The organism is Streptomyces sp. CBMA123 (genome assembly GCF_014596465.1).
GTDB lineage: Bacteria > Actinomycetota > Actinomycetes > Streptomycetales > Streptomycetaceae > Kitasatospora.
Genome location: NZ_MECK01000164.1, coordinates 1 through 11,954, shown reverse-complemented (window position 1 = coordinate 11,954; position 11,954 = coordinate 1). Strand labels below are relative to the sequence as shown.

Here is an 11,954-nt window from a genome sequence, read left to right as displayed (position 1 = left end):
CCCCGCCGGTGAGCCCGGAGGAGCGCGCCGCCGAGCAAGGCGGCCGGGCCGCCGGCATCCCGCGCGAGCCGCAGCCGCGGCGCGGCCGGCACCTGTTCGGGCATTGAGGTTCGGGTGGTGAGGTCCGGTCGTCGACCGAGGCTGCGGCCCGGGCGGACGGTTCGGTAGGGCCGGAGACACGACAGGGACGAGGGAGGTGTGGTCGGATGGGCGGCGCCCGGGTGCCCGCGCGGGCCCGCTCCTCCGCGCGGCCGTGGGCGCGCCGGCTCCCGTTGTCCGCCCGGCCGGGGGTGGTCGCCGAGGCGCGTTCCTGCACCGCCGCCTTCCTGGCGGACGTGGCCGATCCCCTGGTGGTCGCCGACGCCGTCCTGCTGGTCTCCGAGCTGGTCGGCAACGCCGTCCGGCACACCGGCGCACCCGGCGCGCTGCTCCTGGTGCGCTGCCCGGGGGTGCTGCGGATCGAGGTCAGCGACGCGAGCCGGCGCCCGCCGCTGCCGCGCCTGCCGCACGGCGAAGGGGACACCGGTGGTCTCGGCCTGGTCCTGTTGAGCCGCCTCGCGCTGAGCTGGGGCTGGCGCCCGGCGGGCGCGGGCAAGACGGTCTGGTGCGAGCTGCGGGTCCCCGAGGACTGACGGTTGGTCGTGCGTGGGGCCGGCGCTGCCTGGCCGGGTCGGTGAAGTCCGGGAACAGGCGTTTCGAACCCCGGGTACTGGGCAGCGGCTCGGCATCGAAGATGCAAGGAGGGCCCGATGTCGACAGGAGAACTCGTCGCGATCATCGTGCCGATCGCCGTCGTGGTGGTCCTCGCCGTCGCGGTGCTGTGGTTCGTCAACCGCCGCCGCCGGCTGCGGGAACGATTCGGCCCCGAGTACGAACGGACCGTGAACAGGTCGGACAGCCGGATCGCGGCTGAACGCGAGCTGCGGGAGCGCGAGCTGCGCCACCAGGAGCTGGACATCAGACCGCTGCCGGCCGAGGCGAGGCAGCGCTACAGCCAGGACTGGATCCAGGTGCAGCAGGAGTTCGTCGACCGGCCGGGCGCCGCCGTTCAGGACGCCGACCGCCTGGTCACGACGCTCATGCGGGACCGCGGCTACCCGACGGAGAACTACGAACAGCGGCTGCGCGACCTGTCGGTCGAGCACGGCCGCACCCTGGAGCACTACCGCGCCGCGCACGCCGTCAACACCGAGGCCGGCCGCGGCGAGGCCACCACCGAGGAACTGCGGGGCGCGATGGTGCACTACCGCGCGCTGTTCGACGCGCTCCTCGACGGCGGACCGGAAAGGGGTGGGACGGAACGAGGCGGAACGGAGCGACCGAGATGACGCCGATGAACCACGACGACGAGCGACGGACGTCGACCGAGGACATCCTCGCGGGTGTGCGGGCCGACGAGCCGCCGGAGACGAGGGAGCGGCCCGTCTACCCCGGCGAGGCCACCGAGGCGGCGGCGGAGCCGCGCGCGGACGACACGGCCGGAGGAAGCGAGGCGGTGGGAACGCAGGCGGCCGGAACGGATACGGCGGAAACGGATACGGCGGAAACGGGGGCGGCCGGAGGAACCTCGGGCCGCGCCGTCGAGGGCGAGCTGCCCGCCGACGGTGAGGCGGAGCGGGGGGAGCGCGAGTCCCTGCTGCCGCCGGGCGAGGCGGAGGAACTGCGGTCCCGGTGGCAGGAGGTGCAGACCCGCTTCGTCGACGACCCCCGGGAGGCGGTCCGCGACGCGGACGAGCTGGTCGCCGATCTGATGCGCCGCCTGGCCGAGTACTTCGCGGGCCGCAAGAACGGGCTGGAGAGCCAGTGGAACCGCGACGGGGAGGCCGACACGGAGGAGCTGCGGGTGGCGCTGAAGCAGTACCGCGCCTTCTTCGACCGACTGCTCAGCAGCTGAGGGCAGGGCGGCGGGGCGAGGGCGGAAGTCGGGGCGCCTTCCCTTGAAGGCGCCTGGCGGCGACCGCCACCGGGCTGGCCGATCTGGCGCTCATGCTGTCCTCCAGGGAGGGGATTGCGCAGGCCGGTCGACCCGCCCCTCCATGGCACCGCCGGGGGTGCCCCATGCGCATGGGGCGACGGTCCCGTCCCGGTCCCGGAGCGGCTACGCCCCGTCGTCGCCCCATGCCGCCAGCGTGGCCGCCGCCCACGCCCGCACCCGTTCGGGGAAGCCGTCGGCCGGGAACGTCCCGTCCACCGCGACCTCCTCGATGGTCACCGCGAACCCGCCCCGCGGCGCCTCCCCTCCCGGCCGCACCGCCGCGCCCGTCGGAGGCCTGCCCGGCACGCGGTGGGAGTTCGCCCGCCGGGTCCGCCCGACCAGCCGCTCCACCGCCGGCAGCCCGCCGTCGAGGTACGCCCGCAGCAACCCCCGCGCGCCCGCCCCGCCGTCCCCGGGCAGCCGGCCCGGGTGCTGCAACAGGAAGCAGGACACCGAGACCCCGTGCAACGGCCCCCACGGCTGTGCCCGCGAGTGGTCCAGCGCCAGCAGCCCGTGGAACAGCCCCGCACACCCCCGGGCACCGCACTCCCCGCAGGGCTCGGCGCCCGTCACCCGCGCACGGTCTTGCTCATGGACATCGCCGAGACGCCGTAGCCGCAGCGGCGGTACAGGGCGATGGCCGCGTCGTTGCCGCCGAAGACGTTCAGGGCGAGGTCGGTCCCGCCCAGGCGGGCGACGAGCTGTTCGGCGGCGGTCAGGATGGCGGCGCCGTAGCCGTGCCGGCGGTACTCGGGCAGGACACGGAGGTGGAAGAGCCAGGCGGAGGTGGAGGTACCGGACTCCGAGCGGGGGTCGGGGCCGATCCAGGCGGTGCCGACCGTCCGGCCGGACTCGTCCTCGGCGACGACCAGGTGGTGGCCGGGGGTGTCCGGGCCGTCCGGGAGGAACCTGGCGGTGCCCTGGCGGGTACGCTCGCGGGCCTGCTCCTCCGGCATCAGCCTGGCCAGTTCACGGATGGTGTCGGCCTCGCGGATCTCGGTGGCCGACTGGTACTCGGCCGGGGTCATCTGACGCAGGGTCACTTTCCGATCGTCCATGCCGCCATCCTCGCCCGGCCTGGCCGGGCGGCGAAAGCGAGTTTCCCCGGGTAGGGCGAGGGTGTGGTACCGCGGTACTACACGCCGTCCGATGATCAGTCCGCGGTGCCACGGATCCGGCCGCTCCCGGCCCTAGCGTGGAAACGTGGGCGGCCGGGACGGCCCGGCCCCTGGACGTAAGGGCGAGCGATGATCGAGGCGCACCAGCTGACGAAGCGGTACGGGGAGAAGACCGCCGTGGACGGGCTGGACTTCACGGTCCGGCCGGGGGCGGTGACCGGGTTCCTCGGACCCAACGGGGCGGGGAAGTCGACCACCATGCGGATGATCGTCGGACTGGACGCGCCCACCAGCGGCTCGGTGCGCGTCAACGGCCGTCGGTACGCCGAGCACGCCGCGCCGCTGCAGGAGGTGGGCGCGCTGCTGGAGGCCAAGTCGATCCACCCCGGCCGCTCGGCCTTCAACCACCTGATGGCCCAGGCCCACACCCACGGCATCCCGCGCCGCCGGGTCGAGGAGGTCATCGAGCTGACCGGCCTGCAGTCGGTGGCCCGCAAGCGAGCCGGGGCGTTCTCGCTCGGCATGGGCCAGCGGCTCGGCATCGCGGCCGCCCTGCTGGGCGACCCGGCCACGGTGATGCTGGACGAGCCGGTCAACGGGCTCGACCCCGAGGGCGTGCTGTGGATCCGCAACCTGCTCACCTCGCTCGCCGCCGAAGGCCGCACCGTCTTCGTCTCCTCGCACCTGATGAGCGAGGTCTCGCTGGTCGCCGACCACCTGATCATCGTCGGGCGGGGCAAGCTGCTGGCCGACACCACCGTCCAGGAGCTGGTCCAGCAGGCCGGCGGCGACGTCGTCAAGGTCGTCAGTGCCGACCCGACCCGGTTGCGCTCGGCGCTCGCCGGCCCCGACGTGGAGATCACCGGCCGCTCCGGCTCGGAGGAACTGCTGGTCACCGGGCGGACGGCCCGCGAGATCGGCCTCACCGCCGCCGAGCACGGCATCGCGGTGTTCGAGCTGACCCCCCGGACGGTCTCCCTGGAGGAGGCCTTCATGGACCTCACCCGGGACGCCGTCGAGTACCACGGCACCACGACCACCTCCGACACCCAGAGGAGCGCGGCATGACCACGATCGCCCCCAGTCAGACATCGGAGAGCGCCGACCCGCGCCCCGCCCGCCCCGCCTACAAGGTGACGGCCGCGCGCGTGCTGCGCTCGGAGTGGGCCAAGCTGTGGTCGCTGCGCTCCACCTGGATCACCCTCGGACTGGCGCTGCTGTTCCTGGTCGCCTTCGGCCTGATCGCCGCCTTCCAGTTCAAGTCGCGGATCACCTCCGGCCGCCCGATGGACCGGGACTTCGCCGACGCGAGCGCGCTCAGCCTCTCCCTGTTCGGCACCAACTTCGCCCAGCTGGCGCTCGGCGTCCTCGGGGTGCTGGTCGCGGCCGGCGAGTACTCGACCGGCATGATCCGCTCCACCCTGGCCGCCGTGCCGCGCCGCCTGCCGGTGCTGTGGGCCAAGGCCGCGGTGTACGGCCTGATCGCGCTGGTGCTGGGCACCATCGGGGTGTTCGTCACCTTCTCGGCGGACAGCGGCATCCTGTCCGGCACCCGGGCGGCGATGACCCTCTCCGACACCGGCGTGGTGCGCGGCCTGTTCGGCGCCGGGCTCTACCTCGCCCTGGTCGGCGTGATCGGCGTCGCCCTCGGCGCGCTGCTGCGCTCGGTGGCCGGCGGCATCGCCGTCCTGGTCGCCTCGCTGATGCTGATCCCGGGCCTGACCTCGCTGCTGCCCACCTCCTGGCAGAGCCACATCAGCCCGTACCTGCCCAGCCACGCCGGTGAGGCGATGTTCGCCCTGCACCACGACTCGACCACGCTCTCGCCGACGGCCGGCCTGCTGGTCTTCCTCGGCTGGACGGTGCTCGCGCTCGCCGGCGCCGCCGTACGGCTGAAGCGCACGGACGCCTGAGCCCGGCGGAGCCTGGGACACTCGCGGTGCGGCGCCGGACCAGACCGGCGCCGCACCGCTCCGTTCGTACGATCCGGATGGCCCGTACGAACCGCACGGCCCGTCCGAGAGCCGCATGACCCGTAGGACACGCACGACCAGCAGGGAGAACGCGCCGGTGAGCGAGAACCACCCGGTGAGCGGGGACCGCACCTCCGCCGGCCCGTCGGCGGCCATCGACACGCTGCCCGGCCACCCGCTGTTCGCCCGGCTGGCCCGGATCGGCCAGCGGCTGCGCGAGGCCGACCGCCGGCACCCGTGGGTGCTGGACGCCACCGTGGTGGTCGCGGCGTTCCTGGTGTTCTGCCTGCCCGACCTCTTCCCCGGCCACGGCGACTTCGCCGGTCACAACGACGGCGGTCCGCACGAGCACCGGCTCAACCTGGCCCGGCTGCCGCTGCTGGGCACCCTGGCCCTGCAGGCCGGCCTGGTGGTGCCGCTGCTGTGGCGCCGCCGGCGGCCCACCCAGGCCTTCGCGGCGATCATGGCGGTGTTCGTGCTGCAGTGGTCGCTGGGCGTGGGACTGCGCGCCGACGCCGCCCTGCTGGTGGCGCTCTACAGCCTGGCCCTGCACGGCCGGCTGCGGCACCTGGCGTGGTCCTGCGCGATGATGGCCGGCGCCATGGCCCTGGTCGCGGTCGAGGTCTCCGGCGGCGGGCTGCCGGTCGGGGACGCGCTGTTCTTCCTGGTCAGCGCCGCCACCGCGGCCGTCGCCCTGGGCATCGCGGTGCGCATCCGGCGCGCCCAGCTGGCCGGGCTGCGCGAGCGCGCCGCCCGGCTGGAGATCGAGCGCGACCAGCGCAGCCGGCTGGCCACGGCCACCGAACGCACCCGGGTGGCCCGGGAGATGCACGACATCATCGGCCACAACCTGTCCGTCATCGTCACCCTGGCCGACGGCGGCGCCTACGCCGCCCAGACCTCCCCCGAGCGCGGCCGGGAGGCGCTGCAGCTGATCGGCGAGACCAGTCGGCAGGCGCTCGGCGAACTGCGCCGGATGCTCGGCGTGCTGCGCGACCAGGCCGACCAGGCCGCCGAGTTCAACCCGCAGCCCGGCATCGCCGACCTCGACGGGCTGTGCGCCCGGATCCGCGCCGCCGGCCCCCAGGTGGTGTACACCGTCGGCGGCGACCCGGACCAACTGGACCGCGGCGTCCAGCTGATGGCCTACCGGATCGTCCAGGAGGCGCTCACCAACACCCTCAAGCACGCCGGACCGGACACCCGGGTGCACGTGATCCTGACCGTCGACGCGACCCGGCTGCGAGTGCGCGTCCAGGACAGCGGCCCGCCCGGCGGCGCCCGCCCGGTGCGCCCCGACGGCGAGGGCCACGGCCTGGCCGGGATGCGCGAACGCGCGGCCCTCTACGGCGGGACCGTCACGGCGGGCCCCGGCCCTGGGGCAGGATGGACCGTGGAGGCCGTACTGGACCTCACCCCCGACCCGACAGGCGGCCACCCGTGACCACCGTCCTCATCGTGGACGACCAGCCACTGCAGCGCTACGGCTTCCGGATGCTGCTGGAGAGCCAGCCCGACACCGAGGTCGTCGGCGAGGCCGCCCACGGCACCGAGGCCGTCCGGCTCACCGCCGACCTGCGGCCGGACGTCGTGCTGATGGACATCCGGATGCCCGGCATGGACGGCATCGAGGCCACCCGCCGGATCGTCGCCGGCGGCGGGCGCTCGCGCATCCTGGTCCTCACCACCTTCGACCTCGACGAGTACGCCCACGCCGCGCTGCGCGCCGGGGCCAGCGGCTTCCTGCTCAAGGACGCGCGGCCGGAGGAACTGCTGGCCGGGATCCGCGCCGTCGCCGAGGGCGACGCCGTGGTGGCGCCCGCCATCACCCGGCGGCTGCTCGACGCCTACGCCCACCACCTGCCGGTCCGCCCGGCCGGCGCGGCGCCCGTCGAGGACCCGAGGCTGGAGGCGCTGACCGAGCGCGAGCGGGAGATCCTGGTGGCCATCGCGCAGGGCTGGACCAACAGCGAGATCGCCCAGCGGCTGGTGCTGGCCGAATCCACCGTCAAGACCCACGTCAGCCGGGTGCTGGCGAAGATCGGCGCCCGGGACCGGGTGCAGGCGGTGATCTTCGCCTACGACCGGGGGCTGACCCGGCCCAACCCACCGATCGCGAAGTGAAGCCGGTCGGTGAAGATCGCTGCCCGGGGCCGCCACTGCGGCGGCCCCGGGCGCCTGTCCGCCGTGCTACGCCTGGCTGCTGGGGCTCGACGATGCCGAAGTCGTAAAACTCGGCGACGGACTGCTTGAGCTGCTGCTTGTAGTCGCCCCTGAGTCCGCGCAGCCAGGACGCGCGCTTGGCGAACGCCGCCTCGCGGCCGTCCTCCTCGGTCTGTGCGGTCTCCTTGTTGACGATCCGGCAGTCGCTCTCCTTGAGGACGTGGTTGGGCACCCGGGCGGGCCAGCAGGTGGGCAGGTAGGGGTCGTAGCGGGGGCCGAGGTTGGCGCCGGCCTCGTAGCCGGAACGGCAGCTGGCGGTGTCGGTCTGCCAGGGGACGGCCATCCAGCGGGTGAGGTCGCCGGGGCCCTGTTCGTGCGGGGGGCCGTCGGGGCCGAGCGCCCGGGCCTGGCTGAGCTTGTCGCCGTCGTCGGGTTCGGCGCTGCCCTCGGGGCGGTGGCGGATGCGCAGCGGTTCGCTGTACAGCGTGGTGTGGCGGATCGGCCAGGTGACCTCGCAGTCGGAACCGGCCCATGACGCCGAGGTCCTCGGGTGGAACCGGGCTAGGACGGCGCGGCGCCCGGGCGGACCAGGCCGGACTCGTAGGCCGCCACGATCGCCTGGGCCCGGTCGCGCAGGCCCAGCTTGAACAGGATCCGGGCGACGTGGGTCTTCACCGTGGTCTCGCCGAGGACGAGCCGTTCGGCCAGTTCCGCGTTGCTCAGCCCCCGGGCGAGCAGCCGCAGCACGTCCAGTTCGCGCGGGGTCAGCGCGGAGAGGTCCCGGTGGAGTGCCTCGTCCGTCGCGTCCTGGCGGGCGAAGCGCTCGATCAGCCGACGGGTGATGCTCGGGGCGAGCAGGGCGTCGCCGGCCCGCACCTGCCGGACGGCGCCGACCAGTTGCTCGGGGGAGACGTCCTTCAGCAGGAAGCCGCTGGCCCCGGCGGCGAGCGCGGTGTAGACGTAGCGGTCCAGGTCGAAGGTGGTCAGCATGATGATCCGGGGCGGTACGGCGTCGGCCGGGAGCTCCGCGAAGATCCGGCGGGTCGCCTCCAGGCCGTCCAGCTCGGGCATCCGGATGTCCATCAGCACCACGTCGGGCGTGGTGCGCAGGACGGCCTCGACGGCCTGCAGCCCGTCCGCGGCCTCGGCGACCACGTCGATCCCCTCGGCCCGGAAGATCAGCCGGAAGCCGGTCCGCAGCAACTCCTGGTCGTCCGCGATCACCACCCGCAGCCGCCGCCCGGACCGCTCGTCCGCGTCGTCCGTCCCGCTCATGCCGTCCCGCCCCCGTTGTGGTTCTCGCTGTCGGTCGCCGGTCAATCTACTGCCCGGGTCGGGGAGGTCGGCACGGCGCCTCCCGGGGGATGACGGCCCGCACCCGGAACCCCCCGTCCGGCGCCGCGGCGGCCTCCAGGGTGCCGCCGTAGACGCCCAGGCGCTCGCGCAGGCCGATCAGGCCGCGCCCGGTGCCGGACGTCGCGGCGGGTGCGGGGCTGCCGCCGGAGTCGGCGACCACCAGGGTCAGTCGGCCCGGTGCGTGCTCCACGGTGATCCGCACCCGGGCGCCCCGGGCGTGCTTCATGGCGTTGGTGACCGCCTCCTGGACCACCCGGTAGGCGGCCAGGTCCATGCCGGGCGGCAGCTGCACCGGCTCGCCCAGCACGGTCAGCTCGACCGGCACCCCGGCGCCGCGCACCCGCTCCGCCAGCGCGGGCAGCCGGCCCAGTCCGGGGGCGGGCCGCAGTTCGGCGTCGTCGTCCGAGAAGTCATCGGTCTCGCCCATGGTGAGCAGGTCCATCGCGTGGCGCAGCTCCGTCATCGCGGCCCGGCCGCTGGACTCCACCGCGCGCAGGGTGTGTTCGGCCTCGGCCTGGTCGATCCGCATGATCTTCCGGGCGGCGCCGGCCTGCACCGTCATCACGCTGACGTGATGGGTGATCACGTCGTGCAGCTCCCGGGCGATCCGGGAACGTTCCTGCTCGGTCGCGAGCAGGGCGGCCTGGTCCTTCTCCCGCAGCAGCGCCTGCTCCCGCAGGGACCAGGTGCGCACCGTGTTGACCACCAGTGCGACCGGGACCAGGAACAGGAAGGTCGCCGTCCCGGACTCCAGCGCGGGCACGCTGGACTCGTGGGTCACCACCAGGACGACGGTCGCCGCCGCCGCACCGGCGAGCGCCGGGACCCGTCGGGTGCTGTGGATCGCGGCGCTGTAGACGGCGACCACGCAGGCCAGGAAGGTGGCCAGCGGGTCGAAGCCGGGGCTGAGGTGGAACAGCAGGCTCGCCGCCACCACCGTCCCGCACACCGACAGCGGGTAGCGGCGCCGCGCCAGCAGCGGCAGCGCCGCCAGCACGGCCAGCGCCAGCTGCCAGGACTGCACGGCGCCGTAGTGGTGGACGACCATCCCGTAGGCGGGCGGCGGTACGGCGGGCACGCCGTCCGGGGCGACCGGCAGGGTGGGGGCGGTCAGCGCGACGCTGACCGGTGAGCGGTCCAGCGCGCTGCCGACCGTGCCGGCGGTGATCGCGAGCGCCAGCGCCGCGTCGGCGGCCCGGGACCACCCGGTGCTCCGGGGTGGCGGGGCGGCCGTGGTGCGCAGTGCGGTGAGGCCGGCGGACCAGCGGCGGGCGAGGTCGGAGAGCGGTCGGAGTTCCACGGCCCGGAGTCTGGCAAGACCACCCGGCCCGGCGCATCCCTCCGCCCGACGAGCGGCTGTCGCACCAGCGGCATCCTCCGTGCGGAGGATGCCGAACGGCCTCCTCCCCGAGGATGACCCGCCGGGGCCGACGAGGGTTCGTCACCGTGCCGGACGCGGGTGACGGGGCGCCAGGCCTAGCTTCGAGCCCGCTGATCCCTTCGTTCCCTGGAGACCCCGTGACCCCGCCCGCCATCGAGATCCGCGCCGTACGCAAGGAGTACGACTCCGGCCGACCGGCCCTCGCCGACCTGGACCTGGAGGTGGCCGCCGGCGAGGCGCTCGCCGTGCTCGGCCGCTCCGGCAGCGGCAAGTCCACGCTGCTCAACCTGATCGCCGGCCTCGACCGGCCCAGCACCGGCACCGTCACCGTCGCCGGGCTGTGCCTGGACGGGCTCGGCGAGGCCGAGTTGGCCCGCTTCCGGCGCGAGCGGATCGGCATGGTCTTCCAGTTCTTCCACCTCCTCGACGACCTCACGGTGGCGGACAACGTGCTTCTCCCGGCCCAACTCGCGGGTGCTCCAAGGGCGTTGGCGCGCCGACGGGCCGCCGAACTGCTGGAGCGCCTGGGCATCGCCCGCCACGCGGCGGCCTTCCCCGGCCGGCTCTCCGGCGGGGAACGCCAGCGGGTGGCCGTCGCCCGGGCGCTGATGAACCGTCCGGCGCTGCTGCTCGCCGACGAGCCGACCGGCGCGCTGGACAGTGCCTCCGCCGCGGACGTGCGGGACCTCCTGGTCGGCCTCCACCGGGAGGGCCAGAGCATCGTGCTGGTCACCCACGACGCCGCGCTGGCCCGCGACTGCGCGACCCGCACCATCGAGCTGGTCGACGGCCGGATCGCCCACGACAGCCGGATCGCGCACGACGGCCGGGCGGAGGCGGGCGCATGAGTGCGCTGGGCAAGGTGGTCCGGGCCGGGGTCGGCCGCAAGCGGGTGCAGACCCTGGCGGTGCTGCTGACCACCCTGATGGCCGTCACCGCCGCCGTCCTGGCCGCCGGACTGCTGGTCGCCTCCCAGGCGCCCTTCGACACCGCGTTCGCCGCGCAGCACGGCGCCCAGCTGACGGCCCAGTACGACGCGGCGCGCAGCACCGAGGCGGATGCCGCCGCGACCGCGCACCTCCCGGGGGTGACGGTCGCGGCCGGACCGTACCCGGTGCTGTCGATCAGCCCGCACGTCGGGCCCAACACGTCCGGGATGCCGGTGGGCCGGGAGATGGAGCCGCTGCGGATCGTCGGCCGGGCCGACCCCGGGGGAGCGGTGGACGCACTGCGGCCGGCCTCGGGGCGGTGGGCGAACGGCCCGGGCGAGGTGGTGCTGGAGGCCCACCACGCGCCGCTGGACGTCGGCGACCAGGTGGTCTTTCCCGACCTGCCGGGCCGTCCGAGCCTGACCGTGGTCGGCCTGGCCGCCTCGATGACCGGCACCGCCGACGCCTGGGTGCCGCCCGCGACGCTCGCCCGGCTCACCCCGCCGGGCGCCCGGCCCGACCACCAGATGCTCTACCGCTTCCGCCAGGCCGCGACGGACGCCCAACTCGGCGCGGACCGGGCGGCACTGGCCGCCGCCGTGCCGCCCGGTGCGCTGGGCTCCGCCGCCTCCTACCTGACCGTGAAGCGGGCCGCCGAGAAGTCCTCGGCCACCTTCGTTCCGTTCGTGGTCGCCTTCGGCGCGCTCGGCCTGGTGATGTCGGTGCTGGTCATCGCGATCGTGGTGGGCGGCTCGGTGAGCGCCGCCACCCGCCGCATCGGCATCCTCAAGGCCCTGGGCTTCACCCCGGAACAGGTGGTCCGGGCCTATCTGGCGCAGGCGCTGATCCCCGCCTCGGCGGGCACGCTGCTGGGCGTGCTGCTGGCGAACCTGCTGGCCGTGCCGGTGCTGGGCGAGGCCGCCACGGCCTACGGCACCGGGACGCTGACGATCGCGCCCTGGGTGGACCTGGCCGTCGCCGGCGGTGCGCTGGCGGCGGTCGCCGCGGCCGCCCTGGTGCCGGCCCTGCGCGGCGGACGGCTGGGCACCGTGGCGGCGC

The 11,954-nt window shown here is 74.8% G+C and carries 13 protein-coding genes and 1 pseudogene; 9 read left to right on the top strand and 5 right to left on the bottom strand.

Translation table 11 applies throughout. The annotated features are described in order from the left end of the window. Nucleotides 1-206 precede the first annotated feature (206 nt). The 3 genes from BG452_RS19675 to BG452_RS19665 all read left to right on the top strand — a co-directional run bounded on the left by BG452_RS19675 (nt 207) and on the right by BG452_RS19665 (nt 1,894). A complete protein-coding gene (locus BG452_RS19675; protein WP_188305650.1) occupies nt 207-632 on the top strand; it encodes an ATP-binding protein in 426 nt (141 codons plus the stop codon). A gap of 117 nt (nt 633-749) precedes the next feature. Further along, nucleotides 750-1,328 carry a hypothetical protein gene (locus BG452_RS19670; protein WP_188305649.1) on the top strand — a complete coding sequence of 193 codons (579 nt, stop codon included), beginning with the start codon at nt 750-752 and terminating at the stop codon, nt 1,326-1,328. Next, nucleotides 1,325-1,894, top strand: a complete 570-nt coding sequence (locus BG452_RS19665; RefSeq protein ID WP_188305648.1) for a hypothetical protein — start codon at nt 1,325-1,327, stop codon at nt 1,892-1,894. The genes BG452_RS19670 and BG452_RS19665 overlap by 4 nt, the downstream gene beginning before the upstream one ends. A gap of 204 nt (nt 1,895-2,098) precedes the next feature. Here the strand turns inward: BG452_RS19665 and BG452_RS19660 are convergent, their stop codons facing one another. Continuing rightward, entirely contained in the window at nt 2,099-2,548 is a 450-nt protein-coding gene (locus BG452_RS19660) for a DUF5946 family protein (RefSeq protein ID WP_317621137.1), read from the bottom strand. Continuing rightward, on the bottom strand, nt 2,545-3,033 hold the full coding sequence (locus BG452_RS19655; RefSeq protein ID WP_188305647.1) for a GNAT family N-acetyltransferase: 489 nt from the start codon (nt 3,031-3,033) through the stop codon (nt 2,545-2,547). Before BG452_RS19655 ends, BG452_RS19660 begins: the two co-directional genes overlap by 4 nt. A 189-nt stretch (nt 3,034-3,222) precedes the next feature. On the opposite strand from BG452_RS19655, the gene BG452_RS19650 reads away from it, so the two are divergent. The 4 genes from BG452_RS19650 to BG452_RS19635 all read left to right on the top strand — a co-directional run bounded on the left by BG452_RS19650 (nt 3,223) and on the right by BG452_RS19635 (nt 7,190). Continuing rightward, complete coding sequence (locus tag BG452_RS19650; RefSeq protein WP_188305646.1) at nt 3,223-4,161, top strand: ATP-binding cassette domain-containing protein; 939 nt, start codon at nt 3,223-3,225, stop codon at nt 4,159-4,161. Next, nucleotides 4,158-5,006, top strand: a complete 849-nt coding sequence (locus tag BG452_RS19645) for an ABC transporter permease (RefSeq protein WP_188305645.1) — start codon at nt 4,158-4,160, stop codon at nt 5,004-5,006. The genes BG452_RS19650 and BG452_RS19645 overlap by 4 nt, the downstream gene beginning before the upstream one ends. A 157-nt stretch (nt 5,007-5,163) precedes the next feature. After that, nucleotides 5,164-6,510: a histidine kinase gene (locus BG452_RS19640; protein WP_411292974.1), complete on the top strand. Its 1,347-nt coding sequence runs from the start codon at nt 5,164-5,166 to the stop codon at nt 6,508-6,510. Further along, nucleotides 6,507-7,190, top strand: coding sequence for a response regulator (locus BG452_RS19635; RefSeq protein ID WP_188305643.1), 684 nt, complete (start codon nt 6,507-6,509; stop codon nt 7,188-7,190). Before BG452_RS19640 ends, BG452_RS19635 begins: the two co-directional genes overlap by 4 nt. On the opposite strand, the pseudogene BG452_RS19630 reads toward BG452_RS19635, so the two are convergent. From BG452_RS19630 to BG452_RS19620, 3 genes and pseudogenes are all read right to left on the bottom strand, one after another. Beyond that, nucleotides 7,087-7,734 (bottom strand): annotated as a pseudogene (locus tag BG452_RS19630) (LodA/GoxA family CTQ-dependent oxidase); the annotation flags it as partial. The gene BG452_RS19635 and the pseudogene BG452_RS19630 sit on opposite strands and share 104 nt — an antisense overlap. Nucleotides 7,735-7,790: 56 nt before the next feature. Next, on the bottom strand, nt 7,791-8,504 hold the full coding sequence (locus BG452_RS19625; RefSeq protein ID WP_188305642.1) for a response regulator: 714 nt from the start codon (nt 8,502-8,504) through the stop codon (nt 7,791-7,793). Between the two features lie 46 nt (nt 8,505-8,550). Continuing rightward, nucleotides 8,551-9,885, bottom strand: coding sequence for a sensor histidine kinase (locus BG452_RS19620; RefSeq protein ID WP_317621136.1), 1,335 nt, complete (start codon nt 9,883-9,885; stop codon nt 8,551-8,553). A 218-nt stretch (nt 9,886-10,103) separates the two neighbouring features. On the opposite strand from BG452_RS19620, the gene BG452_RS19615 reads away from it, so the two are divergent. Together BG452_RS19615 and BG452_RS19610 are read left to right on the top strand one after the other, a co-directional pair. After that, a complete protein-coding gene (locus BG452_RS19615; protein WP_317621135.1) occupies nt 10,104-10,814 on the top strand; it encodes an ABC transporter ATP-binding protein in 711 nt (236 codons plus the stop codon). Further along, on the top strand, nt 10,811-11,954 hold a 1,144-nt coding region (locus tag BG452_RS19610; RefSeq protein WP_188305640.1), incomplete at its 3' end, for an FtsX-like permease family protein. The genes BG452_RS19615 and BG452_RS19610, both read left to right, overlap by 4 nt.

What these genes read in the sequence shown, in the direction of transcription:
- BG452_RS19655 (WP_188305647.1), bottom strand. Translation starts at nt 3,033, where the DNA reads ATGGACGATCGGAAAGTGACCCTGCGTCAGATGACCCCGGCCGAGTAC.
- BG452_RS19645 (WP_188305645.1), top strand. Translation starts at nt 4,158, where the DNA reads ATGACCACGATCGCCCCCAGTCAGACATCGGAGAGCGCCGACCCGCGC.
- BG452_RS19650 (WP_188305646.1), top strand. Translation starts at nt 3,223, where the DNA reads ATGATCGAGGCGCACCAGCTGACGAAGCGGTACGGGGAGAAGACCGCC.
- BG452_RS19665 (WP_188305648.1), top strand. Translation starts at nt 1,325, where the DNA reads ATGACGCCGATGAACCACGACGACGAGCGACGGACGTCGACCGAGGAC.
- BG452_RS19625 (WP_188305642.1), bottom strand. Translation starts at nt 8,504, where the DNA reads ATGAGCGGGACGGACGACGCGGACGAGCGGTCCGGGCGGCGGCTGCGG.
- BG452_RS19670 (WP_188305649.1), top strand. Translation starts at nt 750, where the DNA reads ATGTCGACAGGAGAACTCGTCGCGATCATCGTGCCGATCGCCGTCGTG.
- BG452_RS19675 (WP_188305650.1), top strand. Translation starts at nt 207, where the DNA reads ATGGGCGGCGCCCGGGTGCCCGCGCGGGCCCGCTCCTCCGCGCGGCCG.